This is a genomic window from Kitasatospora sp. NBC_00240 (genome assembly GCF_026342405.1).
GTDB lineage: Bacteria > Actinomycetota > Actinomycetes > Streptomycetales > Streptomycetaceae > Kitasatospora.
The window spans coordinates 36,917-61,391 of the sequence record NZ_JAPEMU010000001.1; the positions used below are offsets into that span (position 1 = coordinate 36,917).

At 74.7% G+C, this 24,475-nt stretch carries 19 protein-coding genes and 1 pseudogene; 10 read left to right on the plus strand and 10 right to left on the minus strand.

What is annotated here, in order from left to right:
• Positions 1-257: 257 nt before the first annotated feature.
• Positions 258-857, minus strand: coding sequence for a hypothetical protein (locus OG689_RS00190; RefSeq protein WP_266316483.1), 600 nt, complete (start codon positions 855-857; stop codon positions 258-260).
• Entirely contained in the window at positions 854-1,186 is a 333-nt protein-coding gene (locus tag OG689_RS00195) for a hypothetical protein (protein WP_266316485.1), read from the minus strand. Before OG689_RS00195 ends, OG689_RS00190 begins: the two co-directional genes overlap by 4 nt.
• Before the next feature lie 475 nt (positions 1,187-1,661).
• On the opposite strand from OG689_RS00195, the gene OG689_RS00200 reads away from it, so the two are divergent.
• A complete protein-coding gene (locus OG689_RS00200; protein ID WP_266316486.1) occupies positions 1,662-3,473 on the plus strand; it encodes a sigma-70 family RNA polymerase sigma factor in 1,812 nt (603 codons plus the stop codon).
• Between the two features lie 251 nt (positions 3,474-3,724).
• Entirely contained in the window at positions 3,725-4,009 is a 285-nt protein-coding gene (locus tag OG689_RS00205) for a hypothetical protein (RefSeq protein WP_266316488.1), read from the plus strand.
• Positions 4,010-5,339: 1,330 nt separating this feature from the next.
• Here the strand turns inward: OG689_RS00205 and OG689_RS00210 are convergent.
• Positions 5,340-6,602 carry an LPXTG cell wall anchor domain-containing protein gene (locus tag OG689_RS00210; protein ID WP_266316489.1) on the minus strand — a complete coding sequence of 421 codons (1,263 nt, stop codon included), beginning with the start codon at positions 6,600-6,602 and terminating at the stop codon, positions 5,340-5,342.
• Positions 6,603-8,229: 1,627 nt separating this feature from the next.
• Here OG689_RS00210 and OG689_RS00215 point away from each other — a divergent pair.
• Together OG689_RS00215 and OG689_RS00220 are read left to right on the plus strand one after the other, a co-directional pair.
• A complete protein-coding gene (locus OG689_RS00215) occupies positions 8,230-9,843 on the plus strand; it encodes an MFS transporter (protein WP_266316491.1) in 1,614 nt (537 codons plus the stop codon).
• A gap of 276 nt (positions 9,844-10,119) precedes the next feature.
• Positions 10,120-11,187 (plus strand): restriction endonuclease, encoded by a 1,068-nt coding sequence (locus OG689_RS00220; protein WP_266316492.1) that lies wholly within the window; start codon positions 10,120-10,122, stop codon positions 11,185-11,187.
• 118 nt (positions 11,188-11,305) lie between these two features.
• On the opposite strand, the gene OG689_RS00225 is transcribed toward OG689_RS00220, so the two are convergent.
• On the minus strand, positions 11,306-11,875 hold the full coding sequence (locus OG689_RS00225) for a Uma2 family endonuclease (RefSeq protein ID WP_266316494.1): 570 nt from the start codon (positions 11,873-11,875) through the stop codon (positions 11,306-11,308).
• Positions 11,876-12,042: 167 nt separating this feature from the next.
• Between OG689_RS00225 and OG689_RS00230 the strand changes: the two genes are divergently transcribed.
• The gene (locus tag OG689_RS00230; protein ID WP_266316495.1) at positions 12,043-12,387 is read left to right on the plus strand and encodes a RidA family protein; all 345 of its coding nucleotides are present in this window, start codon (positions 12,043-12,045) and stop codon (positions 12,385-12,387) included.
• An 83-nt stretch (positions 12,388-12,470) separates the two neighbouring features.
• Here OG689_RS00230 and OG689_RS00235 read toward each other — a convergent pair whose 3' ends face one another.
• Together OG689_RS00235 and OG689_RS00245 are read right to left on the minus strand one after the other, a co-directional pair.
• Positions 12,471-13,562, minus strand: a complete 1,092-nt coding sequence (locus tag OG689_RS00235; protein ID WP_266316496.1) for a lytic polysaccharide monooxygenase — start codon at positions 13,560-13,562, stop codon at positions 12,471-12,473.
• Between the two features lie 2,188 nt (positions 13,563-15,750).
• Positions 15,751-16,302: a hypothetical protein gene (locus OG689_RS00245; RefSeq protein ID WP_266316498.1), complete on the minus strand. Its 552-nt coding sequence runs from the start codon at positions 16,300-16,302 to the stop codon at positions 15,751-15,753.
• Positions 16,303-16,401: 99 nt separating this feature from the next.
• Between OG689_RS00245 and OG689_RS00250 the strand changes: the two genes are divergently transcribed.
• The gene (locus tag OG689_RS00250) at positions 16,402-16,911 is read left to right on the plus strand and encodes a PadR family transcriptional regulator (protein ID WP_266316500.1); all 510 of its coding nucleotides are present in this window, start codon (positions 16,402-16,404) and stop codon (positions 16,909-16,911) included.
• On the opposite strand, the pseudogene OG689_RS00255 reads toward OG689_RS00250, so the two are convergent.
• A pseudogene (locus tag OG689_RS00255) lies at positions 16,908-17,889 on the minus strand (IS481 family transposase). The gene OG689_RS00250 and the pseudogene OG689_RS00255 sit on opposite strands and share 4 nt — an antisense overlap.
• Positions 17,890-18,691: 802 nt before the next feature.
• Here OG689_RS00255 and OG689_RS00260 point away from each other — a divergent pair.
• The 3 genes from OG689_RS00260 to OG689_RS00270 all read left to right on the plus strand — a co-directional run bounded on the left by OG689_RS00260 (position 18,692) and on the right by OG689_RS00270 (position 21,998).
• Positions 18,692-19,519, plus strand: a complete 828-nt coding sequence (locus OG689_RS00260; RefSeq protein WP_266316502.1) for a p-hydroxycinnamoyl CoA hydratase/lyase — start codon at positions 18,692-18,694, stop codon at positions 19,517-19,519.
• Positions 19,516-21,141 (plus strand): AMP-binding protein, encoded by a 1,626-nt coding sequence (locus OG689_RS00265; RefSeq protein ID WP_266316503.1) that lies wholly within the window; start codon positions 19,516-19,518, stop codon positions 21,139-21,141. Before OG689_RS00260 ends, OG689_RS00265 begins: the two co-directional genes overlap by 4 nt.
• A gap of 110 nt (positions 21,142-21,251) precedes the next feature.
• On the plus strand, positions 21,252-21,998 hold the full coding sequence (locus OG689_RS00270) for an SDR family NAD(P)-dependent oxidoreductase (protein WP_266316504.1): 747 nt from the start codon (positions 21,252-21,254) through the stop codon (positions 21,996-21,998).
• Positions 21,999-22,236: 238 nt separating this feature from the next.
• Here OG689_RS00270 and OG689_RS00275 read toward each other — a convergent pair whose 3' ends face one another.
• Genes OG689_RS00275 through OG689_RS00285 form a run of 3 tightly spaced genes read right to left on the minus strand, consistent with a single transcriptional unit; the run spans position 22,237 to position 23,172 of the window.
• Positions 22,237-22,362, minus strand: a complete 126-nt coding sequence (locus OG689_RS00275; protein ID WP_266316505.1) for a hypothetical protein — start codon at positions 22,360-22,362, stop codon at positions 22,237-22,239.
• Complete coding sequence (locus tag OG689_RS00280; protein WP_323189236.1) at positions 22,350-22,895, minus strand: NAD-dependent epimerase/dehydratase family protein; 546 nt, start codon at positions 22,893-22,895, stop codon at positions 22,350-22,352. Before OG689_RS00280 ends, OG689_RS00275 begins: the two co-directional genes overlap by 13 nt.
• Positions 22,816-23,172 (minus strand): hypothetical protein, encoded by a 357-nt coding sequence (locus OG689_RS00285; RefSeq protein ID WP_266316508.1) that lies wholly within the window; start codon positions 23,170-23,172, stop codon positions 22,816-22,818. The genes OG689_RS00280 and OG689_RS00285 overlap by 80 nt, the downstream gene beginning before the upstream one ends.
• A gap of 573 nt (positions 23,173-23,745) precedes the next feature.
• Between OG689_RS00285 and OG689_RS00290 the strand changes: the two genes are divergently transcribed.
• The gene (locus tag OG689_RS00290) at positions 23,746-24,450 is read left to right on the plus strand and encodes a hypothetical protein (RefSeq protein WP_266316509.1); all 705 of its coding nucleotides are present in this window, start codon (positions 23,746-23,748) and stop codon (positions 24,448-24,450) included.
• Positions 24,451-24,475 lie beyond the last annotated feature (25 nt).

Genomic DNA, 24,475 nt, shown 5'->3' on the forward strand with positions numbered 1-24,475 from the left:
TGCGGCCGTGCTCCCCTGACCCGGGGCCGTACGGACCGGGGTCCGGGACCGTACGGACCGGGGTCCGGGACCGTGCGCACCGGGGTCCGGGACCGGCGCCGGCGTCGCCCGCGGCCGCCCGGTGCACCACGTCCGGGTCGTTGCGCCACCGGGTGTGGTGCTGCGCGTCCTCGGGGCGCAGCGGGCGCAGTCCTACCAGCGTTCCATCGATGATCATCACGAAGTGGTGGGCGGCGCTCCTGCGGTCGGGGTCGGGGCTACTGCTTCCCGGTGGGCGTCAGGGGGCGCTTGTAGTACCGCCAGGGGAACCAGCCGGCGCCGACGGGGATCCAGCCCTCCGCCTCCATGCGGCGGTGGCGGCCGAGGGCCGCGAGGGTGACGCGGCAGTGCTCCCAGGGGTGTTCGGAGGCTTCGACCTCGTGGTACCAGGCTCCGTAGCCGACCAGGTGCCAGCCGTCGCGGCCGGCCTCCGTGAGGGCGGCCATCTCGTTGAAGGCGGTGAGCGGGGTCAGGATGCGGCGTTCGGGGTCGTGGGGGCCGGTGGTGGCCGGGTGGGGCGGGGCGGCGTTCGCGCCCTTGTCGGTGAAGCGTTGCTGGGCGGCCTGGCGGCTGACTCCCAGGACGCGTCCGACGGTGTCCCAGCTGTGGCCGGCGGCCCGGGCGCCCTGGACCGCCTCGCGGAGCAGTCGGCTGCTCTCCTCGGCGCCGACGCGGGTGGCGTCCACCAGGCGCAGGTAGCCGGCGGGGTCGTGTTCGAGGGAGTCGGCCAGGCCTTCGGGGGCGGCGAGGACGGTGGCGGCGATGCCTTCCCGGATCCGGGTGATCTCCTCGGGGCCGAGCAGTGGTTCGTCGTTCATCGCGTGGTGCTCCCGGGGGTGGTGGGGCGCAGGGGTTCGAGGCGGTCGAGGGTCTCCTGGTCGCGTCGGGCCTGGTCGCGTCGGGCCCGGTCGGTGGCGCGCGTGCCGGTGGCGCCGGTCGTGGTCCCGGCCTTGCGGCGGGCGACCAGGGTGCCGGCGGCGGCGATGAACGCGAGGTCCGCGCCGATCAGGGCGATCGATGCCGGTGTGCCGAGCCGGTCGGCGAACAGGCCGGTGAGGGCCGGCAGGATCACCGTCAGCGGGACGAGGGCCGGCAGGGCGGGGGCAGGCACGGGGTGGGGCGTCGTCGACGGCGTCAGGATCGGCATGTGTCAAGGAAACCTTGACACCCTCACCCTTGTCAAGACTTCCTTGACAAGGGTGGGTCGGCGGGGCGGGGCCGCCCCTCGCGGGGAGCACCGGTCCGACCGGGCGGGCCGTCCGGGCAGGCTGACGGGCCGTCCGGACGTACTGACGTACTGACGTACTGACGGAGCGTCCGTCCGCCCGGGTCCGGCCCGGCGCCCCGGGAAGGACGGGGGCCGGCGGGGCGACGGCGAAGGCGGGGCGACGGTTCCTCCGGCACCGCCGCAGACGCGCGCGGCGGATCGGTGACCCACCGTCGGCGGCCCGGCCCACCGGCCCGTCCAAAGCGGCCCGGGGAGAGTCGGGAACGCCCGCTCGGGGCCCGTCCGCAGGCCGGAGGTAACGATCCGGCCACGCACCGGGACGGGACAGCGGCCCGGCCCTCTTGGATGGGCGTAACACCTCGACCCGTCCAAGCCGCCAGTCACAGGGACCCCCATGCCGCGCCGTCCGTCGCCCTCGCCACACCACCCCGGTGCCCCGGCTCCGGAACCCGCACCGGCCTCCGCACCAGCACCGCCGTCCGGACCGACACCGCCGGCCGGCCCGCAGGCGCAGCGGCCGGCCGGTGCCGAGGCGCCGGAGAGCGACGAGCGGCTCACCGCGCGGGTGCGGGCCGGGGAGGAGGGCGTCGTCGCCGAGCTGTACGAGCGTCATCACGGTGCGGCCACCGCCTACGCCCGTACGCTGACGCGCACCGCCGAGGGTGCCGAGGACCTGGCGAGCGAGGCTTTCGCCCTCACCCTCCAGGCCGTCCGCAGCGGCGCCGGCCCGGACCAGAGCTGGCGGCGCTACCTGCTCACCGTCGTCCGCAACACGGCCGTCGCCTGGAGCACGGCGCAGCGCCGGACCCTGCTCACGGCCGACTTCGGCGACTGGGCGGACCGGCAGGACGAGACGCCGACCCCCGACGAATTGCTGGCCGCCGGCGCCGAGCACCGGTTGGTGGCGGCCGCGTTCGGGGAGCTGCCGGAGCGGTGGCGGACGGTGCTGTGGCACGCGGTGGTCGAGCAGCAGGCGCCCGAGCGGATCGCGCCGCTGCTCGGTCTGACGCCCAGTGGGGTGTCGTCGCTGGTTTCGCGGGCCCGGGAGGGGCTGCGCGAGGCGTACCTGAGCGCGCACGTGCGCCGGGCCGACGCCTCGCCGGAGTGCCGGGCCTACGCGGACCGGCTGGCGGCGCTGGTGCGGCGCCCCGAGCAGCGGCAGCCCCGGAGCCTGGTACGGCATCTCGACGGGTGCGAGCGGTGCCGGTCCTGCGTGGAGGAGATGCGGGACGTCAACCGGCGGCTGCGGGCGGTGGGCCTGGCCGCCTTCCTCCCGTGGGGCGGCGGGCACGACTACCTGGCGGCGGTGTCGGGGGGCGCCGTGCCGGCCGGTGCGGCGGCGGGCGCCGGCGCGCCGCCGGCGGGCCTCGGCGCGAAGGCCGTGGCCGGGAAGACGGTGGCTGGGAAGACGGTGGCCGGGGTGGCCGCGGTCGCGGTCGGCGCCGTCGTCGCGGCCGCCCTGGGGGCCTCGGCCTCCCACCCCCGCCCCGCGGCTGCGCCGGCCGGCGGCGGGCGGGCGGCGGCCGCGGCGGCGCCCGGCGCAGCGAGCGTGAGCCCCGTGGTCGCGCCGGCCCAGGCCGACCCCGTGCCCGCCGTGGCCCCGACGTCCTCGGGCGGCCCCACGCCCGCCGTGGCCCCGACGTCCTCGGGCGGCCCCGCGACCGGCCGGGCCACCGCGGGTGCGCGTGCCACCACCGGGGCGGCCTCCCGCGCGCCGGCGGCCAAGGGCGGCGGGCTGAGCGCGACCATCTCCGCGGGGACGACGCCGGCCCCGAGCCAGCCCGGTGACCAGGTGGTCGAGCTGCGGTTCGCGGCGCAGAAGTCCTGCGTGAGCGTGGAGGGCTACGAGAGCGTGGAGGGCTCCGCCCCCTACTTCGTCCCGTGCGAGTCGACGACGGACCAGCGCTGGTACCTGCGGCCGGGTCCGTCCGGCGGACGGCTGCGGGTGGTCAGCGCGGGCAACGGCGGGTGCCTGCGGCCCGGCAGCGGGTCCGGCCCGGCGGTGGAGGGCACCTGCGGCAGCGGCACCAAGGAGGAATGGCAGACGGTCTCCCTCGGGGGGAAGGACGTCGCCCTGCGACACGTCGACACGGGGCAGCTCCTGGGCGCCGCGCGGGACGGGAGCGACGACGACGTGCTCGTGCTCCACCCCGCGACCTGCGCCACCGACGCCACGTGCAAGGACCAGGTGACGTTCCTGCTCTGAGCCCGACACCCCTTCCCCGACCGCGAGGGGCCCGGCCCGGGGAGGGCCGACGCCGGAACCGCCCGGCCCGGGAACCGCCCGACCGCGAGGGGCCCGGCCCGGGGACCGCCCGACCGCGAGGGGCCCGGCCCGGGAACCGCCGACGCCGGAACCGCCCGGCCCGGGGACGGCCGGCGCCGGGCGGTCCCCGGGGGCTTCAGCGGTCCCCGGGTCGTTCAGCGGGCGGGGAACTCCCGGGCGGGGGCGTCCCCGTGGTGCCGGCGGAGGAGGGCGAGGGGGCGGGCGGCGCGCTGCTCGGGGAGGACGTCGGCTGCCGGCTGGACGGCGCCGCCGTCGGGACGGACGGGGCGCGCGGCGAGGGCGGCGCGTCGCGGACGACCGGCGGGAGCCCGGTGACCGCCGGCACCGGCCGCGGGCTCACGGACGTCGCGGCCGGGCCCCGGGAGGCGGGCGGCGAGGACGGCCGCGGGCTCACGGACGTCTCGGCGACGCCCGTGGGACCGGCGCTCTGCGCCGCGGGCGGCACCTCCACCTGACCGGGGGGATCGGAGTGGACCGCGCCGGTCGGCGAACCCGACACCGCGGCCGCCGCGGCGGGCGGAGAAGGCTCTGCGGGCCGCTGCGGGGCCGTCGGCCCGAAGCTGCGCCGGCCGTTTCCCCCGCCCTCGTGCCCCGGAGCCACCGCCAGTGCCACGACGGCGCCGGCCGCGGCCGACGCGGCGAGCACCCAGACCGTCGCGCGTCGCGGCAACCGCCACACGGCCGCCGGCGGGACCCTCAGCGGGGTCACCCTCTCCCGCACCGGCGACGCGAGCGGCGCCCGGACGACACCCAGGACGAGCGTGTCCTCCTCCGGCCCCTGCCCGCCCCCCGACCCCGTACCCGCGCCCGTGCCCGCGCCCGTGCCCGTGCCCGGTTCTGCTTCCCTGGCCGTCTCCGTCTCCGTGCCTGCGTCCGCGCCTGCGCCTGCGCCTGCGCCTGCGGGCGGGTCGGCCTGCGCGGCCGGCCCGGGAGGCAGCGCCGCGCCGCGCGCCGCCCCGGGCCGCAGGCCCGTCGCGCCCTCGGGCCCGACACAGAGCAGGCAGCCACCGCGCCCCGAAGGGGGCGGTGACGGCGCGTCCTCCCGCCGGCCCGCGGCCTCGCCCAGCGCCGTCGCCACCTGCCGGCACGCCTGATCGGCGATCCGGACCAACCGCGCGCGCACCTCGTCCACCTCGTCCTCGAAGCGGGAGCGGCCCGGGGCGCCGGACAGCCCGCCCGTACTCGCCCCCGGGCCCGGGTCCCCCCGCTGCGCCGCCGCCAGTGCGGCACGCAGCAGGGCCACCCGACAGTCCTCGGGAGCCGCCAGGACGGCCCGCAGGACCATCGCCTCCCGGCGGGTGCGGACGGTCGACGGCTCAAGCACCTGACCGCCCTCGGACGGACGGACGGCGACACCCGGGGGCGTACGGACGGCGACGCCGGCATCGGCGGGCGACCGTTCGCCCGGGCGACCGGGCGACCCGTCCGACGCGGGCCGAACGCCCGGCACCGGGACGGGCCCGGACGCCCGGAGGTCGACGGCGGCGCGCTCCCCGCCCTCCCCCTGAGGAACTCCGGCGGGGGACGCGCTCACGTTCGGCCTGAACGCGTTCCACGAGACGGGCTCTGACACGGTTCTCCTTACGTCGGATGCTGGGGGGTGCCTCGACGGAGCACGGCGGCTCCTCGCGCTGGCGCAGCGGTGCCGGATGCGGTGCCGCACGCGGTGCGCTCCGGGCCGCTCCGGGCGATGCCGGACGGGGACGGACGGGGACGGGGGCGGGGCCGGACGGGGCCGGACGGGGACGGACGGGGACGGGGGCGGGTTGCGCGGGCCGGGGCGGTTCAGCCGTGCCGGGCCGCGGACCTGCGGCGGCGCAGCAGCACCAGGGTGCCGGTGCCGAGGGCGAGCGCGGTGGCGCCGGCGGCTGCCGTCAGCAGGGTGCTGCCGTCGGCGCCGGTCTGGGCGAGGTCGCGCTCCAGGGTGTCGGCGGTGGCCTTCGCCCTGGCGACCGCGGCGGGGGTGATCTGCAGCGGAGGGAGGGCGGGGAGGCTGACGGGGAAGGCGATCGGCAACTGGTCGGGGTCGATCGGGGTGGTGACCGGCTGCGGCGAGGCCGAGGCCGAGGCTGTGGCTGTGGCTGTGGCTGTGGCTGTGGCTGTGGCTGTGGCTGTGGCTGTGGCTGTGGCTGAAGCCGGGGCGGGGCCGGCGGATGAGGCGGACCTGACCGCGCTCGGGCTCGGACTCCCGGCTGCGGTGGCCGACTTGACCGTGCTGGGTGTCGGGCTGGACGGGGCCGTTGTCACCGCGCTCGGGCTCGGGCTCGGGCCGGGGCTCGTACTCCTGCTCGGGGTAGGGCTGGGGCTGGGGCTCGCGGCGGGCCGGGTCGAAGCGGGTGCCGCCGGGGTCGACTTCACCGGGCTCGGGCTCGGGCTGGGGCTCGACGTGACGACGGGGGCGGGTGCCTTGATGGTGAATCCGGCGCCGATGACGCACTCGCAGGCGTAGCTCCCGACGCCCACCGGCTCCCCGGTCCGGTCGTCGAGCGGTGTGGAGAAGAGGACCGGCACCACGCCGGCCGGGCCCTGGGGGGCGTCGGCGGTGAAGGAGGCGCGCACCTTGACGGACACGTTCCTGGACTTCCTGACGGCGAGCAGCGCGTCGTCGGACGGGTGGCCGGCCGGGTCCTGGGCGCCCAGCAGGAACAGCGCGCCGCCGTCCGGGCGTCCGTCGGCGCCGCCGCCGGGGGCCACGGAGGCGGGCAGCCAGGCGCGGGTGCCGAGCGGCTGGTACTCGACGTGGACGGCCGCGGGGCTCAGAATTCCGCTGCTGCTCCGGAATTCGAGCAGCGGAAGGGCGACGAAGTCGTTGCCCGCGCGGTTGTCGATCCTGAGGGAGAATTCGCGGACGTCCCCGCCGGCGACGAATGTCCTCGGTACACCGACCATCCACAGGTCGAGATGACGGCCCAGGGCGGCCCCCGCCCACGCGGTGTCGGGCGACGGGGACCCGGCGGCAAAGGCGGTGGAGGCGTCGGCGCCGGCCAGTCCCACGGAGGACGTGAGCGTGGCGACGGCGGCGAATTCGAGTATGCGGCGAACAGGCAAGGGGAACCTCGTTGAGGAATGGGGTTAATGCCTTTGACAGGTGCTCGACTGCGGCCCGAAGTACCGTGGCCCATTTTGGGCGTTGCCGCGATCCGCGGGGTGCGGGCAGCGGGACGCGAAGGACCCGCGGATCGGGTTGCCGCAGTGTGCGGTTCGCCACTTTGCACGGGATCGGCGCGTGATGCAACCGCCGGTTCGCGGGCCCGACGCCGCTCAACTCGGTTGCGGCCCGGCGAATCTCACGCGCCGTCAAAGCCATTGATAACGTTGCGATAAACGTCCGGGACGGGCGCGGCGGGCCGTTCTCCTCTCACGGTGACAGCGCACCCCACCACTTCGCCGGAGGACTCTCATGCCGCCCACCGCGACCGCCCGCCCCACGCCCCGCGCCGGCCGGCTCGCCCGCCGGGTCGCCCGCCCCGCGGCCCGGCGGAGCGGCCCGGCCGGCACACCGGCCCACGTACCGGCGGCCGTACCTGCTGGTACGGCCGACCTCGTGCCGTACGACGCCGCGGCGTACGACCTGGCGGCGTACGCCGTGGCGGCGCCTTCGCCCGGGTCGGGCCCCTGCGCGGCGATCGACGGCGCGGGGCCGTCCGCCCGGTCGCCGCGACCCGCACGGGGTGCGGGCACGGCCGCCGGGTTCCACGTTCCCGACGACGGGAATTCCCTCCGGGCGGAACGCCCCGGCACATCGGCGCGGTGCGACCCGGCGCCGCTTCGCTTTCGCGTCCCGACGGCCGGGCGATTGCAGGTTTCCGCCTCTCGGTGCGATCCCGCGCCCGGCGGTTCGGTGCCCGGATCGGCGAACCCGGGCGTGAAAGCGGTGACGGCGCTGTGCGCGCACGACGGCGGCCGGCTGCCGAATTGCACCGGCAGCGCGGCGGGACGGCCCGGGAGGTCCATCTGCCGCTCGGCGCGGCGCGGTTCGGTCACGGGAACCGGCGGCCTCTCGGCATTCTCGGCAGCACCCGGGCGGCCGCGCAGAAACCCGGCGCCGTCGTGGCGGGAAAGGGGTCCGCGGCCACCTCCCGGCGCGGGACCGACAACGACCACCACCGCGATCCGCCGGCGATTCCGCTCAGGACGGGAATCCGTCACCGCTTCCGGCGGCCGGAAAGGAACACCGGCCGCGGCGCGGGCACACCGGGGCTGAATTCCGTTCGTCGACGCCGTCAACGTCACCGACGGTCCGGTGAATGCGCCGGAACAGTCTCCGGATTCGTCGCGGGCGGTGTCGCGGGGACGGTGCGGACGCTCCCTTGGCGAGCCCGGCCACCGCCGCACCGGCACCGGTGCGGGCGCGGAGCGGCCGGCGGTGCGGGCGCGGAGCGGCGGTGCGGGCGCGGAGCGGCGGTGCGGGCGCGGAGCGGCGGCTGCCGGGGCACGGGCACCGGCGCCGGCGCGGGGTGCCGGGCCCCGGCAGCCGCCGCTCCGCCGAACAGCTGACATCGCGTCGGCGGGACGTGGCGTTGCCCCGTGCCGCTGCGACGTCCGGGCAGGGTCGGTGGGTGGACCGGGCGCGGTCCCGCGGCCCGGCCCCCGGCCCGGTCGGGGGCGGCTTCCTCCCGGTCGTCAGGCGTGGGGCCGGCGTGCGGCGGGCCCGAAGGACGGAAGGACGAGGCGGATGGCAGGCCGGCGGCCCGACCCCACCCCGCAGGGCTGCGCGCCCGTGGCGGCCAGCCAGTCGCTGACGCTGGCGGCGATGCTGTTCGCGGTGTCGATGACGTTCATCGACCAGACGATCGTGTCGATCGCCGCGCCCGACATCATCCGCGAGCTGGGCCTGTCGGCGGTCGGCATGCAGTGGGTGGTGAACGCCTACCTGCTGTCGCTGGCCGCGTTCTTCGCCCTGGGCGGGCGGCTGGCGGACGTGCTGGGCCACAAGCGGATGATGCTGGTCGGGACGCTGACCTTCGTGGTCGCCTCGGCGCTGTGCGGGGCGGTGCCGTCCGGGGAGGGCGCCGAGACCTGGCTGATCTGCTTCCGGGCGGTGCAGGGCCTGGGTGCGGCCCTGATGTTCCCGGCGGCGCTCGCGGTGGTGGTGGAGGTGTTCCCGGTGGAGCGGCGCGGGCGGGCGCTGGCGCTGTTCTTCGGGGTGGCGGGCGGGCTGACGGCGATCGGCCCGCTGCTGGGCGGCTGGCTGACCGGCTGGACCTGGCGGGCGATCTTCTGGGTCAACGTGCCGGTGGCGGTGGTCGCGGTGGTGCTGACGGTGCTGGCCGGGATCCGCAACACCGCGCGCCGGGAGCCGATCGACTGGACGGGCGCCGTCCTGGCGGCGGCCGGGATGGGGCTGAGCGTGCTCGGCCTGCAGCAGGCGGCGTCCTGGGGCTGGGGCAGTTGGGCGACCTGGCTGTGCATCGTGGGAGGCCTGCTGGTGCTGGCGGTGTTCGTGCTGGTGGAGCTGGGCACCGAGCATCCGCTGATCAAGCTGCGGGTCTTCGCCGACCGGGCGTTCGCGGCGGACAACGCGGTGCTGTTCTTCGCCATGATCGCCTTCGTGCCGGTGTTCTTCTTCGCCTCCGTCTACGCCCAGGTGGCGCTGGAGCAGTCGCCGAGCGAGGCGGGGCTGTACCTGCTGGTGTTCTTCGCCGGTTTCGCCCCCGGCTCGCAGGTCGGCGGGCGGATGCTGGACCGGCGCGGCGCGCGCCCGCCGATACTGCTGGGCACGGCGGTGTCCGCGGTCGGCTTCGCGCTCTGGGCCTGGAAGATCACCGACCTGTCGCTCGGCGCGCAGTGGCCGTACATCGTGCTGGCGGGCGCGGGGATCGGACTGCTGCTGACGCCGGCCTCGACGGACGCGGTCAACCGCGCGATCGACGCCTCCTACGGCGAGGTCACCGGGATCACCCAGACCGTGCGCAACTACTCGGCCAGCCTGGGCCTGGCCGTGCTGGGCACCGTCCTGCTGCACAGCACCACCCGCAACGTGCAGCAAACGCTGGTCGCCGGCGGCGTCCCGGCCGACGCCGCGCCCGCGGTGGCCGCCACCATCACCGGGAGCATCACCGGCCACGGCCCGGGCGGGCAGAACCCCGCCACCGGCGTCGGGACCACCCTGCTGGACGCGATCCGGCACGACTTCGCCGAGGCGAACGCGCCCGTGCTGTACGGCATGGCGGCGGCCCTCACGGTCGCCTTCCTGTGCGCCCTGGCACACCCGGGCACCCGGGTCACCGCCGCCGGCGGCGACGCGTCCGCGCAGGCCGCCGCCCGCGCGAGCGGGAGAACGGCCTGACCGCAGGGCGGCGGCCCCAGGCCCGGGCCCGGCGACGCCGGGCCCCCGACCGGGGACGGGAGGACCCAGACCGGCGGCGCAGGGTCCCGACCAGGACGCAGGTCCCGACCAGGACGCAGGTCCCCCGGTGGGGCCGCCGTGACGGCCGGCCCGCCACCGCCCCGGGGCCGGTCTCCTTTCAGGAATGATCAATTCCCGTAGGCGCCTGACAGGGCATCAGCTCAGCCCCTAATCTGGCGCGTGCCACGCCCGGTCAACCTCCAAGGGGGGCGACGTATGTCCCGAAGCCGCAAGCTCCACCGCCTCAGCAACCCCGACACCGACGAGCGCCGCGCGCAGCGGATGCTGTTCCGTCACCTGCGCGACGACACCAACGCCAATCGCGGCCGGATGACGAAGCGGGTGCACGAGCTGCAGCTCCTGCTGGCGATGGACCCGGTGGAGTTCGAGCAGCTGATCGCCCGGCTGATGGAGGCGATGGGCATGAAGGTCGAGCTGACGGCCCGCTCGCGGGACGGCGGGGTGGACGTGCGCGGCATCGACACCGACCCCTTCCGCGGGGGGAACGTGATCGTGCAGGTGAAGCGGTACCGGGACACGGTGACACCGTCGGCGGTGCGGGACCTGTACGGCACGCTGCAGCACGACCGGGCCGCGACGAAGGCGGTGCTCGTCACCACCAGCAGGTTCGGGCCCAGCTCGCACCAGTTCGTCGCGGGCAAACCGATCGCCCTGATCAACGGCGCCGAGCTGGTCGGTCTGCTCAAGCACCACGGCTTCCACGAGGTGTTCGCGGCGGCCCGGTTCGGGGGCGCGGGCGGCGGGGAGGAGCTGCCCGAGGTCGAGGTCGCCGCCGAGCCCGCCCGGCTGCTGCTGCACTGGACCGGCGAGCAGGAGTACGACATCGCCGCCCTGGTGTGCCGGGGCAACAGGGCACTGTCGGACGAGCACCTGGTGTTCTACAACAACGGCTCGACGCCGGACGGCTCGGTGCGGCTGGTCACCGGCTACGGCGACGCGAACGCCTGCCTGATGGTCGACTTCGACGCGCTGCCCGCCGACGCCGACCGGCTGGTCATCGTCGCCGCGGCCGACACCGGCAACCACCCCGCGGCGACCATGGCCGGGTTCGCGGGGCCGGCGCTGATCCTGGAACCCGGCGCCGACCAGGCCCCGGCCGTGGTGCACCTGGCCGACGGCGCCCGCACCAACACCGCGATGCGCCTGGGCCGCTTCGACCGCGACAGCGCCGGCGACCGGGACTTCACCCCCGCCCTCGCCGGGTACCCGGGCGGACTGCACCAGGCCGTGGTCGCCTACGGCCTGGAGGTGGACGACGCGTAGCGGACGGGCGGGCCGGCCGGCGCCGGCGGGCCGACGCGGGCGGGCCGACGCGGGCGGGCCGACGCGGGCGGACCGGCGCGGGCGGACCGGCGCGGGCGGACCGGCGCGGGCGGGCGACTCAGAGCGGGTCGCGGACCAGGTCGCCGGTGGCCAGGTCGAAGGCGAAGGGCGCGGGGATCGGCACCAGGTCGCCGAAGCTGCCGCTCCAGCGCCGGCGGTGGACGCCTGCGGCCGGTGCCGGGTACAGCACGATCGCGCCGTCGCGGGGATCGATCAGCAGGTACAGCGGAATGTGCATCAGCGGGTAGCCGCGGACCTTGCCGATCAGGTCGTTCTCCGGGTTCGAGGGGGACACGATCTCCACCGCGACGGCCGCCGGCTCCGCCGGAACGTCGTTGCCACCGAGCTCGACCGCCGAGACCGGGATGTAGGTCAGGTCCGGGTTGCGGAGCTTGCCGACGTTCGGGGACGCCAGGTCCGTGTTCTCGCTCGGCATCATCCCGGCGGGCCGGTGCGCGTCGAACCGCTCACGGACCAGCAGCAGGTTGCGCCGATGAACGACGGAAGGGCCCGCCGTCATGATGATCTCGTCGCCCGACACCTCGACCTTCCACCCCGACGGTGGGGTCAGGCTCCGGGCGTACTCCAGCAGCCGGGCACGACGCTCGGGGATCCGGAACTCGGCCATGACCTCATCCTCCCACCCGTGACGGACGGCCACCGGCCGCGGGCGCGAGGACCACGGCGCGTGCGGCCGCCCCGGGCGGGCGGTCACAGCTTGGACGGGGCCGACGGCGGGGCGGCGGCGCGGCTACCATCGGCGCTCCTGAACGATCTACCGGAGGTCCCACAATCATGATCCAGCGGTTCGGCACCGGCGAGCGGATGAGCGAGGCCGTGGTGCACAACGGCACGGTGTACCTGGCGGGCCAGGTCGCCGGGGACCTCACCCAGGACGTCGAGGGGCAGACCAAGCAGGTGCTGGCCGCCGTCGACGGCCTGCTCGCGCAGGCCGGCAGCGACAAGACCAAGGTGCTGCGCGCGGAGATCTTCCTCGCGAACGTCAAGGACTTCGCGGAGATGAACCTGGCCTGGGACGCCTGGGTGCCGGCCGGCACCGCGCCCGCCCGCGCGACCGTCGAGGCGCAGCTCTACCGTCCCGAGGTGCTGGTCGAGATCATCGTGACCGCCGCGCTCTGATCCGGCCCCGCCGTGCCCCGGGCGGGCACGGCACGCCCGGGCCGGGCGGGGGGCCGGTCGGGCCGGGCGGGGGGCCGGTCGGGTCAGTCGAACAGGACGTCGCACACCGACACGAAGAACTCGCCCGCGCCGCCGTGGCCGCCGTGGCCGCCCCAGATGTTGACGAAGGCGTGCCGGCCGGACTTCCTCGGGACGGTCCCGATGACGTGGGTCTCGGTCTCGTTGTAGGGCGGCCGGGCCTGCTCGCCGGGGCCGCCGTAGAGGTCGACGAAGAACGGGACCGGCTCCAGGGTCTGCCAGGAGATGCCGTCGTCCGGGTGCCAGCCGTCGACGGTGACGAACCACTGGTGGGTCCAGGTCCAGCCGCGGTGGAAGGCGGTGTAGCCGTAGCGCAGGGTGAGTTCGCCGGCTTCGGCGTCGATGCGGGTGAGCGGCCAGTCCTGCCCGCCGACCTGTGCGGGGGTCAGGTCCAGGCCGGCGTAGGCCGGGTTGTTCGCGGAGGCGATGACCGGGCCGAGGCCGGCGAAGAACTTGCGGTACTCCAGGTACTGGCCGTTCCACGGCGGGTTCTGCACCGTCCCGGGCGGGACGACCGCGGGCCGGTCCCCGTCGTCGGCGGTGATCCGCTCGCGCGCCGCCGCGCAGATCGGCGCGGGGTCCTTGAGCTGCATCGTCAGCAGAACGCGGCTGACCGGCTCGTCGACGCTGCCGTGCGCCGGGGTGACCTCCTCGGTGCGGGCGACCGCGCCGCTCTCGGAGTACGGGTTGACGTAGGCGACGGCGCCCTGCGGGTCGACGACGGCCGTGTCGGTCCACGGGCTCCAGCCGTCCGCCAGCTTCGCGCGGACCTTCAGCCGGTACCGGCCGTCCACCTCGACACCCAGGCTCACCCAGTGGGTGCGCGCCAGGTTCCAGTACGTGCCCCAGGTCGGGAGCGCGTGCAGGCCGATGACGACGCTCTGGCGCAACGCGCCGTCGTTCAGGTCGACTTCGTACCGGGTGGGGTAGCCGCCCGCCAGACCCTCGTCCCAGTCGCCGGGTCTGCCGCCGCCGTCGTTCGCGCCGATCGTCCACTCCAGCGAGATGCCGTAGAGCTTCTCCCCGCCGTCGGTGCGGAACGTGGCCGTGGCCCGCAGATCGCGCGGAGCCGCGACCTGCGTCCTGGTGCTGCCCATGACGCCCTTCCCTTCCTTGCCGGTCCCTGCCGACTCCCGCGCCGACCGCGGCAACCCGTTTCGATCGTATCCGAACGAGCATGTCCGGCGAGGGACCCCGGGACCCAACACCTCGACCGGGTCGCATTCTGACCACCCGTCGGACACCGGCCGCCGGGGGCACCGAACACGGGGCGCCGGGACCGGGCGCCCGGGGCGACGGGGCCGGGGGCCCGGGGCGACGGGACCGGGCGCCCGGGGCGACGGGGCCGGGGGCCCGGGGCGACGGGACCGGGCGCCCGGGGCGACGGAGGCGGGCGCCCGGGGCGGGCGCCGGGGCGCCGGGGGCGGGCGCCGGGGCGCCGGGGGCGGGCGCCGGGGCGCCGGGGGCGGGCGCCGGGGCGCCGGGGGCGGGCGCCGGGGCGCCGGGGGCGGGCGCCGGGGCGCCGGGGGCGGGCGCCGGGGCGCCGGGGGCGGGCGCCGGGGCGCCGGGGGCGGGCGCCGGGGCGCCGGGGGCGGGCGCCCGGGGCGGGCGCCCGGGGGCGACAGGGGCGCCGGGGGCGGGCGCCCGGGGGCGACGACGGCCACGCCCCTCCGAGCCCCCTTTGCGGGGACGCCCCGACGGACAGTAAGGCCGGGGCAGGTGTGCCGGGACGGCTGGCCGGCGTTCGACCGACGCCCGCCCCGAGGAGAACCGCGAACGGCCGGCACTCCCCCACCGACCACCCCTCACCCGCCGCAGCGGCGCACAGCGAGCACCCGGACCCAGGCACACAGCGAGCACCCGGACCCGCCGGAGCGCACCGACGGCCGCCGGCTCGTCCGCGACCCGGACGACGCGGCCTGCATCACCCTCCTCCCGAAGAGCCCGGAGCACCACGCGAGCGGCCGCGAACCCGAACCGGTCGACCGGGAGCCACTGACGGACCTCACCGCGGCGCTCACCGGCGGGCACCTGCTCAACACCCCGACCGGCGGCCTCATCGCCCCAGGCAGAGCCTGGTCACCGTCCACGACCCCTGCCTGCGCGCCACCGTCCGGCACCCGTACGACATGTGGACGCCCCGCTCCACCCAGCACCGCCGGCGCCACCCCCGCACCGAAACCCTGACCCTGCGGACGCCGCTCGGCAGCGCCGTCGAGCCGGGCCGCCCCGGACAGCCCGACAACGACGCCCGGCCGCGCGCCGCCGTCCACCGGCCCACCCCCGGGCGGGCGCTTCTTCCGGGAACACCGCGGCCGCGGGGCCCTCGACGCGGCCGTGGCGGACATCGTCACCGGGCGACCCCGACACCCCGCCGCCCGCGGCGGTGGGGCGAGGACGAGTGGGACCGGCGGGTCGGAAGCCGGCGGGTCCGGTCGCGCGACGGGCAGCCGCGGAGCCGGCCGGGCGGGCGTCAGCCTCGGCCCCGGGCCGAACAGGCGGGCTCGTGCCAGGTGGTGCGGGACACCGTGCCGCCGGGCAGCAGCCGCTCGCTGCTCCAGGTCCGGCAGCAGCGGCCCGGCCCGATGCGGGTCCGGTTGCCCGGGGCGGCGGACCTGGCCGGTGCGGACCTGACGGGTGCGGGCCTGACGGGTGCGGGCCTGACCAGTGCCGGCCGTGGCGTGGCGGGGCGGCCCGCGGCGGGGCGGCCCGGTGCGGGCCTGGCCGGTGCGGGTCCGGCCTGCAGGGGGGCGGCGGGGACGGGGGCCGGGCGGTGGCGGCGGCGGCCGGCCGAGGAGGTCGTCATGCAACGGGCTCTGCCCATCGCTCGCCCCCGCCCAACCGCCACGTCACCCGAACGGCCCAGTCGACGCGTCGCCGGCCGGCACCCCCGCCGGTCCCGGGCACACCGGCGGTTCCGGGCACACCGGCGCGCCCTGCGGCCTGGCGGGCGGGCGGTTCGTCGGCCCGGCGCGATGGCCGCACCACCGCGCAGATCGCCGTGGGGCGGTGGGCCGGTGTCTGCGCCCGGGGCCGTGACAGGACCTCAGGGGGTCTGCGGCGGTCGATACCGGCCCGAGTCGGCGGCACGGCGGCGACCGGCCCGGGCCACCGACCGGCGCGCGGTCCGCAGCCGGGTGCGCGGTCACCGACCGGGTGCGCGGTCGGCGGCCGGGTGCGTGGTCACCGGCACGGCGGCGACCGGCCCCGGTCACCGACCGGCACGCGGTCCGCGACCGGGTGCGTGGTCACCGACCGGCGCGCGGTCCGCGGCCGGGTGTGTGGTCAGCGACCGGTGCGGGCCTGGACGGCGGCGACGTAGCGCCTGGTGAAGAGCATCGGGGCGGCGAAGCCGACGATCTGGACGAGGGTGGCGGTGGTGGAGTGGCCCCGGCCGGCGTGGGCGAGGGCGGCCAGGACGGCGGCGGTGGCGGCGAAGGCGAGGGTCCACAGGGCGGTGACGACGGTGTTGGTGCGCACGAACAGCGGCTGGTCCCAGATCTGCGGCGGGGTGGACTGCTTGGCCATGCCGAGGGTGAAGGGCCGACGGAGCGCCAGCGAGCCCCCGGCGATCAGGGCGAGCACGCCGCTGGACAGTGCTCCCGAGTAGGGGTGCAGGGCGCAGTCGGGGTCGGCGAGGGCGAGGGCCGCGAGGGCGGCGAAGAAGAGGGCCGAGCCGCCCTCGATGATCAGCGCGTCCGGGCGGGCTCCGGCGGCGCGCTGCTTGACGATCACCCCGAGGGCGACGGCCAGGCCCGCGAGCGCCGCCCACTGCCAGTGGGCGGCGGGCAGGACGGCGTAGACGATCCAGGGCAGGAAGGTGAGGACGTACGTCATGGTGGTGCTCCCCCGTCGGCGCTTCGATCCCACTGATCTGACATGTCGAAAGTAGAACGTCGTGGCCGACATGTCAATACAGGAAGGTAGAGTGGGGGCATGAGCCTTCGCCACGCACTGCTGGGACTCCTCTCGGAGCGCCCCGCCAGCGGATACGACCTGCTGAAACTGTTCGAGACCTCACTCGCCAACGCCTGGCCGGCGACCCAGAGCCAGGTCTACACCGAGCTGACCAAGCTGGCCGACACCGGGCTGGTCACCGTCGCGGCCCACGGCCCACGCGGCCGCAAGGAGTACGCCATCACCGACCCGGGGCTGGCCGAACTGCGGCGCTGGCTCACCGAGACCACACCGGTCCAACACACCCGCAGCGACCTGCTCCTGCGGGTCTTCTTCCTCGGCGTCCTCACCCCCGAACAAGGACGGGAGTACCTACACTGGCTCGCCGACCTCTCCGCCCGCGGCCACGAACGACTACGCACCGTCCAGGAATCCGTGGACTGGGACCACGACGACCTGTCGACATACGGCCGGATCGCCCTCGAATACGGACTCCGCTTCAACGCCATGCGCCGCGAGTGGGCACAATGGGCAGCCGGACAGATCTAGGTGTACTGACCCGTGAGGTTGGGGACGCGGCTGGCGGATGATTGCCTGCGAGCGCGGTGTGTCCGCGGTGGTGATTGTAGGTGTGGAGCCAGGCGGGGTAGGCGGCGCGGCCTTCCTGTTCGGTGCGGTAGGGCTGCGTGTAGGCCCATTCGTCGAGCAGGGTGCGGTTGAAGCGTTCGACTTTGCCGTTGGTCTGGGGTCGGTAGGGCCGGGTGCGCTTGTGGGCGATCCCGGCCGAGGCCAGGACATCGCGCCAGAGGTGGGACTTGCAGCAGGAGCCGTTGTCGGTCATCACGCGCTGGACGGTGATCCCGGCTTGGGCGAAGAAGTCCTGGGCGCGGGTCCGGAAGGCGGTGGCGGTCTCCTTGCGCTCGTCGGTCAGGATCTCGCTGTAGGCCAGGCGGGAGTGGTCGTCGACGGCGTTGTGGAGGTAGTCCCCCAGCCTTCGGCCGGGAGGTGCCCCCAGTGGCCGGCGCCGGAGCGGTTCTTGCGGCCGGCCGCTCTGCCGAGGACCTGGTGGCCGCCGCCGTCGGGGATGTTGCCGAGCTTCTTGATGTCGACGTGGACCAAGTCGCCCGGCGCGGCGTGTTCGTAGCGTCGGATGACGCGTCCGGTGGCACGGTCCAGGTGCGTGAGACGGGCGAGTCGGTAGCGGGTCAGGACGCGGTGCACGGTGGCCGGGTTGAGCCGCAGCAGGTAGGCGATGCGGGCCGGTCCCCAGCGTCGCAGGACGCGGACCTTGATGATTCGGCGCTCGGTGCGGGTCGGGGTCCGGCGGGGGCTGCGGTGCGGGCGGCTGGAGCGGTCGCTCATGCCGGCCTCGCCGACGGCGCGGTAGCGGTCCGCCCAGCGCTTGGCCGTCGTCGGTGAGACCTGGAAGCGCTCGGCGGCACGGCGCAGCGGCCATCCGTCCTCGACCACGCAGCGGGCCAGGCGCAGACGGCCGGTCTCGGTCAGCGGTGCGTTACGGTGTGGCATGAGGGCCTTTCTGAAGTCGGTGCAGATGTCGCAATCCACACCGAGCCAGAAGGCCCTCACTCATTTCAAGATCACCGCACCGTGAATCCTGTCACCAACCTCCGTGGTCAATACACCCAGAATCAAGCAGGATCAAGGGGGAACTTCAGGCACAGCCACTCCGAGCCACCGCACAACGGCCGAACCCGGCAAGCCGGCCGGCCAGCGACATCCAGCCACCGCCTTGGAGCGGAAGGCGATTGCGGGCATTGCCAGCCTCGCTGAAAAAAGTTCATCCCGCTGGCCCGTGCCTGCCTGGCCGCGAACTCCGCGCCCGCCACCACCGCCGGCCCACCCGTATCACTCCTGGAATCCGTGCCCGAGGCATCAGCCGTTTCCGGCTCCGACGAAACCGCCGTCTCGGTAACCGACTCGATCGGTGATCCGCCGGCGCGCCCGTCAGTGCCCTCGGCCAGGGTCCCCATCGGATATCTGATGCTCCCGCTCAGTAATTGCACGGGCCATCCCATCTCGTTCGCCGACGACGTGCCTTTTCAACCCGCCCTGGGCAGTGCCGAAGACAGGCAGGCATGACGCGGCACGATCACCCCCAAATCGGCCGCCGGTTGCCGTGTGCGGGGCCGCGCTTCGGCCGCGGCCTGGAGCTTGGGCACGTTGGGAGAAGCGGTGTGGTTGGGGTGCTGTGATGCTCGTCTGGTCGGGCCCTGGGTGCGGTTGCTGATTGTTGTGGACGGCGGCCTGCGGGGCTCTGTTGTCGCGTGTCCGGTCGGGTGTGTTTCAGGTCGAAGGGTTGGGTGGCGTTGTGGTGATCAAGCTGGAGACGGTGCTGGTGGAGATCGAGGGGCCGGTGGCGACGATTTCGTTGGATCGGCCGGAGAAGAAGAACGCGATGAATCCGCAGATGCATGCGGACATGAATGCGGCGTTGGACGAGATCGAGGCGGCGGGGGGTGTGAAGGTGGTGGTGGTCACCGGGAACGGTGACAGTTTCAGTGCGGGGATGGATCTGGAGGAGTGTTTCCTGCGGCCCTACGAGGACCCGCAGTTGTTCTACCGGACGAATCTGGTGGCGCTGCGGTGGTTCAAGCGTCTGAAGGCGTTTCCGGCGGTGACGGTGGCGAAGGTGAACGGGTTCGCCTTCGGTGGTGGGGTGCTGGTGACGGGGATCTGTGATCTGGCGGTGGCGTCGCAGGGTGCGCTGTTCGGGTTGTCGGAGATCAATTTCGGGATCTTCCCGGCGGGCGGGGCGTCGTGGGCGGCGGCGAACAACCTGCCGCGCAAGGAGGCGTTGTACTACATCCTGACGGGGGACACGTTCACGGGGGCGCAGGCGCGGGAGTTCGGGTTGGTGAACCGGGCGGTGCCGGCGGAGGAGTTGGACGCGGAGACGGACCGGATCGTGGCGAAGCTGGTGCGGAAGAACCCGGTGACGTTGGAGTTGGCGAAGCAGGTGTACGAGCACAACCGGGCCACCGATCTGCCGACGGCGATCGACTACGACCAGGCGAAGTTGTGGGAGTTGTCGCGTCTGACGGGCAACGAGTGGATCAACGTGGCGTTGAAGCAGTTCGAGAAGCGCAGTTACCAGCCGGGTCTGAGCACCTACCGGCGCGGGGACGCGGCGTCATGATCTTCACGGGGCCGCACGCGCCGACGCCGGTTCCCGAGGTGGCGTTCACCTCGTTCGTGCTGGGTGGGGCGGGGCGCCACCCGGACCGGGTGGCGGTGGTCGACGTCACCGGGCAGGGCTCCCTCACCTACGGGGAGCTGGTGGCGGCGGTGGGCCGGGTGGCGGGGGCGCTGGCGGCGCGGGGGCTGGGCCGCGGGGACGTGGTGGCGGTGCTGGCACCGAACGTCCCGCAGTACCCGGTGGTCTTCCACGCGGGCGCGGCGGTCGGCGCCACCGTGATGGTCCTCAACCCGCTGGACACCACCGTGGACCTGGTGGAACACCTCAACACCGCCCGGGCGGCGCTGCTGGTCACCACCGAGGAGCAGGCGCTCCTGCGGGCGCAGGACCTGACCGCGGGCACCGGCGTGAAGGAGGTGGTGGTGTTCGGGCACGCACCCGGCACCACACCCTTCGCCGAAATCCTCGACCACACACCCGACCAGGCCCGGGATCAAGCAGCGGACCAGGCGCCGGCCGGCGGTCCCGGCGGTCCCCGTCCCGGCGGTGGCGGTGGTGCGGTGGTGGGGGTGGACGCGGGCTCGGACGTGGTGGCGTTGCTGCACTCCTCCGGCAGCACCGGCCGCCCCAAGGGCGTGATGCTGACCCACCGCAACATGAACGCCAACGTGCTGCAGACGTGCACGGCCGCGCCGCTGGAGGACGCGGAGCGGGTGCTGGCGGTGGCGCCGTTCCACCACGCCTTCGGGCTGATCATGGTGATGAACGCCAGCCTGCGCCAGGGCGCCACCGTCGTCACCCTGCCCCGCTTCGACCCCCAGGCCTACCTGCAGGCGATCCAGGACCACCGCATCACCCGCCTCTACGTGGTCCCGACCATCGCCGTCCTGCTCGCCCGCAGCCCCCTGGTGGACCGGTACGACCTGTCGTCCGTGCGCACGGTCGTCTCCGGCGGCGCGGCCCTGGACCCGCAGATCGCCCGACGGTGCGAGGAACGGCTGGACTGCCGGGTCCACCAGGGCTACGGCCTCACCGAAGGACTGGTGTCCTTCATGCAGGTGGACGGCTCACCGGCCGCGTCGGTGGGCCGGGCCGCACCCAACATCGAGTTCAAGATCGTGGACATCACCACCGGCCGGGCCCTGGGCCCCGGCGAGGACGGCGAGGTCCTCGTACGCGGACCGCACGTGATGCGCGGCTACCTCCACGCACCCCAGGCCACCCGCGAGGTCCTGCGACCGGACGGCTTCCTGCACACCGGCGACCTGGGACACGTCGACACCGACGGCGAACTCTTCCTCGTCGACCGGATCAAGGAACTCATCAAGTACAAGGGACAACAGGTCTCCCCCGTCGAACTCGAAGCCGTCCTGATGACCCACCCCAAGATCGCGGACGCCGCCGTCGTCGGCGTCCCCGACGAAGAAGCCAGCGAACTCCCCAAAGCCTTCCTCGTCGCCCGCGAACCCGTCACCGAACAGGAAATCATCACCTACGTCGCCGAACGCGTCGCCCCCTACAAAAAGATCAGGCGCGTCGAATTCATCGACCAGATCCCCCGCACCCCCGTCGGCAAAACCCAACGCCGCACCCTCAAGGAACGCGAACGCACCACCCCGTGACCCATCGCACGGCACCGGGCGGGCCGCCGCGCCCGTGGACGGTGGAAGAGACAGTCTTCCGGGCCGGGGTCCTCCCGTCCCGGAGTTCGACCAGGATTCGGGAGGACGTCATGAGTGACCTGTCGGGCAGGACCACGATCGTGGTGGGAGCGAGCCGGGGGCTGGGGCACGGAATCGCCACGGCCTTCGCGGAGGCGGGAGCCCCGGTGGTGGCGGTGTCCCGCACCGCGACGACGTTCGCGACACCCGCCAACGGGGAGGGCGGCGTCCGGGTGGAGAGCGCCGACGCCGGTGAGGCCTCGGTGGCGGGCCGGCTCCTGGACCTCCACGAGCCGGACAACGTGATCCTGGTGGCGGGTGCGAATCCGCACATGCGACCGTTGCAGCAGCACACTTGGGAGACGTTCTCCGCGAACTGGGAGAGCGACGTACGGATCACCTTCCACTGGCTGCGGGAGATTCTCCTCAAACCACTGCGTCCCGGGGCCCGGGTGATCGTGGTCAGCAGCGGTGCCGCCCTGGCCGGCTCACCGCTCTCCGGCGGCTACGCCGGAGCGAAAGCCACCCAGCGGTTCATCACCGGCTACGCCCAGGACGAGGCCCAACGCGCCGGACTGGACATCACGTTCACCACGGTGCTGCCCCGCATGACACCCGCGACCGAGCTGGGCCGCTCCGCGGCCCGGGCCTACGCCGTCCGCAACGGCCAGTCGCAGGAGGAGTACCTCCAGCACATGGGCCCGGTACTGACCCCCGAGGCCGCCGGTAACGCCATGGTGGACCTCGTACGCTCGCAGACCGACACGGTGGCCCCCGGATACCTGCTCACCGGCGCGGGACTGAAGAAACTCGGCTGACCGACCGACCGCCGCGCGGGCGGACGGACGGCGCCGTCGCCGGCGCCAGCGCAGAAGGCGTTCGCACGCAGGAGGGGAACCGGTCTGCTCGAGAACGGCAGTGGACCGTACGACACCGTGCCGAACCCCCGTGGCCCGGCACGGAGGACCGTGCCGGGCCGCGGGACGTGCGGAACGAGCGGGACGAGCGGGACGAGCGGGTTGCGCGCGTAACGCGGATGACGCGGGTGACGCGGGTTCAGCGCGTCCGGCTGCCCGCGAGCAGGGCGATCTCGTCGGCGGCCTTCAGGAGTTCGCCCACGATGGTCGTCACATGCTCCTCGGTCGCCCGGGTCAACGGGACCGAGCAGCTCAGGGCGTCCACGCTCGGCGAGCCCGCGATCGCGACGGCGACGCAGGTCGGAGGAGCAGAACGCCCCGCCGAGGTAGACGTCGTCCAGGGGGTCGCCGCCCGGGGGCACCTCGTCGGCGTACCGCTCGGCGTCGTCCTGCGGCCGGTAGCCGAGGGCGTTGGCCTCGTCCAGGCTGAACCAGCCGCGGGTGTTCGCCGAGACGCCCCAGGCGACCCGGAAGCCGGGGGACGGTACGGCGAGCGAGGCCTCCAGCAGTCGGGCGCAGGCGCCGGGGGACAGCCAGGTGGCGAGTATCCGGGTGGTGAGCGGGCGGGCGAAGCAGGAGCCGATGCGCAGGGCGATCACGTCCAGCCCGTAGCGGGGGGTGGTGATACAGGCTGCCCAGTGCCTCCACGGCGACCTTGCTGACGCCGTAGTAGGTGTCGGGGGCGGGGAAGGCGTAGTCGGGCGCGGTGCCGGTCTCCTTACGGAGGAAGCCGGCCGCGTGGTTGCTGCTCGCGAGCAGCACTCGCGGTACCCCGGCGCGCCTCGCCGCCTCCAGCACCGAGTAGGTGCCGTTTGATGTTCACGTCGAGGATCTGTTCCCCCGGATGCTCCGTGCTCAGGCCGCCGAGGTGCACCACGGCGTCCACCTGCGTGCAGGCCGTCCGGAGGGCGTCCAGGTCGGCGACGGAGGCCTGCACGGTCTCCTCCGCGGGCCCGGGGGCGGGGATCGGCGCGATGTCGAGCAGCCGCAGGACGCGGCCCGGGCAAGCCAGGAGCGGGCGGACCAAGGTGGCGAGACCGCCGGCGGCGCCGGTGACGAGGATGCGTTGGGTCATGGAGGGGGCCGCGTCGCCGGCCCGGGTCTTCACGGTCGCTCGCGACGGGTGTACGCCGATCACTCCGAGTGCAACTCTATGGTTGCGCCTGCGAAAGTGATGTGCAACTATCAAGTTGCATCAGACGGCGACAGTGAATGGAGTTCCCTCATGAGCGACGCACTGATCGAAGGCGACACCAGGGCCGTGGCACTCCACGACCTGATCTGGTCCCGGGTGGCCGAGCCCGGCTTCTGGGTGCCCGAGGGGTGACCGCGGAGAGCCTCCGGCCCGGACCGGACTCCACCGAGAGCCGCGCCCGGTACTCCCCCGCTCCGCCGGCCCGGAGCTGAGCAGCCCGCCTGCCCCGCTTCCACGCCACCGTGGCCCGTGACCGACCCGGGCCACCACCTGTCGCCACCGCGCCCACCGCCGCGCGCCGCCCGCGACCCGAACCCGTCCACGCGACCGATCCCGACCGGCCGCCTCGAACCCGTGCCCCGGACCACGGGCCGCCGACGTCACCGGGTCGGCCGCGCCTGCCCGCACAGCGGGCCGCCCTCGTCCGCCCGCCGTACTGACCAGGAGAACGCCATGACGCACCGGCCGTCCCACCTTGTCACCGTCGCCCTCCCGGCCGCCAGGGAACATCATTCCAAGGAGATCCTGCACGTCACGCCCCTACATCTGCAGCAGGCCCTGGAGACGGCGGAGGCCTTCCAGCAGGCGAACCCCGGCCAGGGCCAGGCCTTCGACCACGCGAGGACCCTGCGGGCCGCGCGGACCCTGCCCGACAGCACCGTGGTGCGGACCACCGACGGCACGCTGGTCGAGGACACCATCCGGATCAGCACCCTGGTCACCGAGTTGGCCGGCCATCTGTTCGCGACCCTTGAACTCACCTACACCGACGTCCACTTCAGGAGTCAGGTACAGGCCGCCCTCACCAACGCCTTCACCGGCCTCGCCGAGCAGCACGACGACGGCTGGCTGCGCTGGCTGGCCACCGACGGCACCAGCACCGGCTACCGCTACAACCTGTTCCTCGTCCTGCAGAACGAGGAGACCGCCGGCAGTCTGGCCGCCGCACAGATCAGTCTCACCGTCACCGTCGGCCTGCCGAAGTACCGGGTGCTGCGGCTCACCACCGGCGACACCGCCCGCTTCAGTCTCCGCGTCCAGGCCCTGCATCTCGTCCAGACCCTCCGGCCCGACCTTTCTCCGCGGACGCCCGCGACCCAGCAGCCGGCCTCCGTCCCGGCGCCGGCCACCTGGCGGCCGCTCCCCCGTCGTTCCTGATCCGTCGGAGGCCGGACCGGACCTG

Bases quoted from the DNA above. Each gene is read 5' to 3' on its own strand.
- OG689_RS00190 (WP_266316483.1), bottom strand. From the start codon at position 857: ATGAACGACGAACCACTGCTCGGCCCCGAGGAGATCACCCGGATCCGG.
- OG689_RS00195 (WP_266316485.1), bottom strand. From the start codon at position 1,186: ATGCCGATCCTGACGCCGTCGACGACGCCCCACCCCGTGCCTGCCCCC.
- OG689_RS00200 (WP_266316486.1), top strand. From the start codon at position 1,662: ATGCCGCGCCGTCCGTCGCCCTCGCCACACCACCCCGGTGCCCCGGCT.
- OG689_RS00215 (WP_266316491.1), top strand. From the start codon at position 8,230: ATGGCAGGCCGGCGGCCCGACCCCACCCCGCAGGGCTGCGCGCCCGTG.
- OG689_RS00220 (WP_266316492.1), top strand. From the start codon at position 10,120: ATGTCCCGAAGCCGCAAGCTCCACCGCCTCAGCAACCCCGACACCGAC.
- OG689_RS00225 (WP_266316494.1), bottom strand. From the start codon at position 11,875: ATGGCCGAGTTCCGGATCCCCGAGCGTCGTGCCCGGCTGCTGGAGTAC.
- OG689_RS00230 (WP_266316495.1), top strand. From the start codon at position 12,043: ATGATCCAGCGGTTCGGCACCGGCGAGCGGATGAGCGAGGCCGTGGTG.
- OG689_RS00235 (WP_266316496.1), bottom strand. From the start codon at position 13,562: ATGGGCAGCACCAGGACGCAGGTCGCGGCTCCGCGCGATCTGCGGGCC.
- OG689_RS00245 (WP_266316498.1), bottom strand. From the start codon at position 16,302: ATGACGTACGTCCTCACCTTCCTGCCCTGGATCGTCTACGCCGTCCTG.
- OG689_RS00250 (WP_266316500.1), top strand. From the start codon at position 16,402: ATGAGCCTTCGCCACGCACTGCTGGGACTCCTCTCGGAGCGCCCCGCC.
- OG689_RS00265 (WP_266316503.1), top strand. From the start codon at position 19,516: ATGATCTTCACGGGGCCGCACGCGCCGACGCCGGTTCCCGAGGTGGCG.
- OG689_RS00270 (WP_266316504.1), top strand. From the start codon at position 21,252: ATGAGTGACCTGTCGGGCAGGACCACGATCGTGGTGGGAGCGAGCCGG.
- OG689_RS00285 (WP_266316508.1), bottom strand. From the start codon at position 23,172: ATGACCCAACGCATCCTCGTCACCGGCGCCGCCGGCGGTCTCGCCACC.
- OG689_RS00290 (WP_266316509.1), top strand. From the start codon at position 23,746: ATGACGCACCGGCCGTCCCACCTTGTCACCGTCGCCCTCCCGGCCGCC.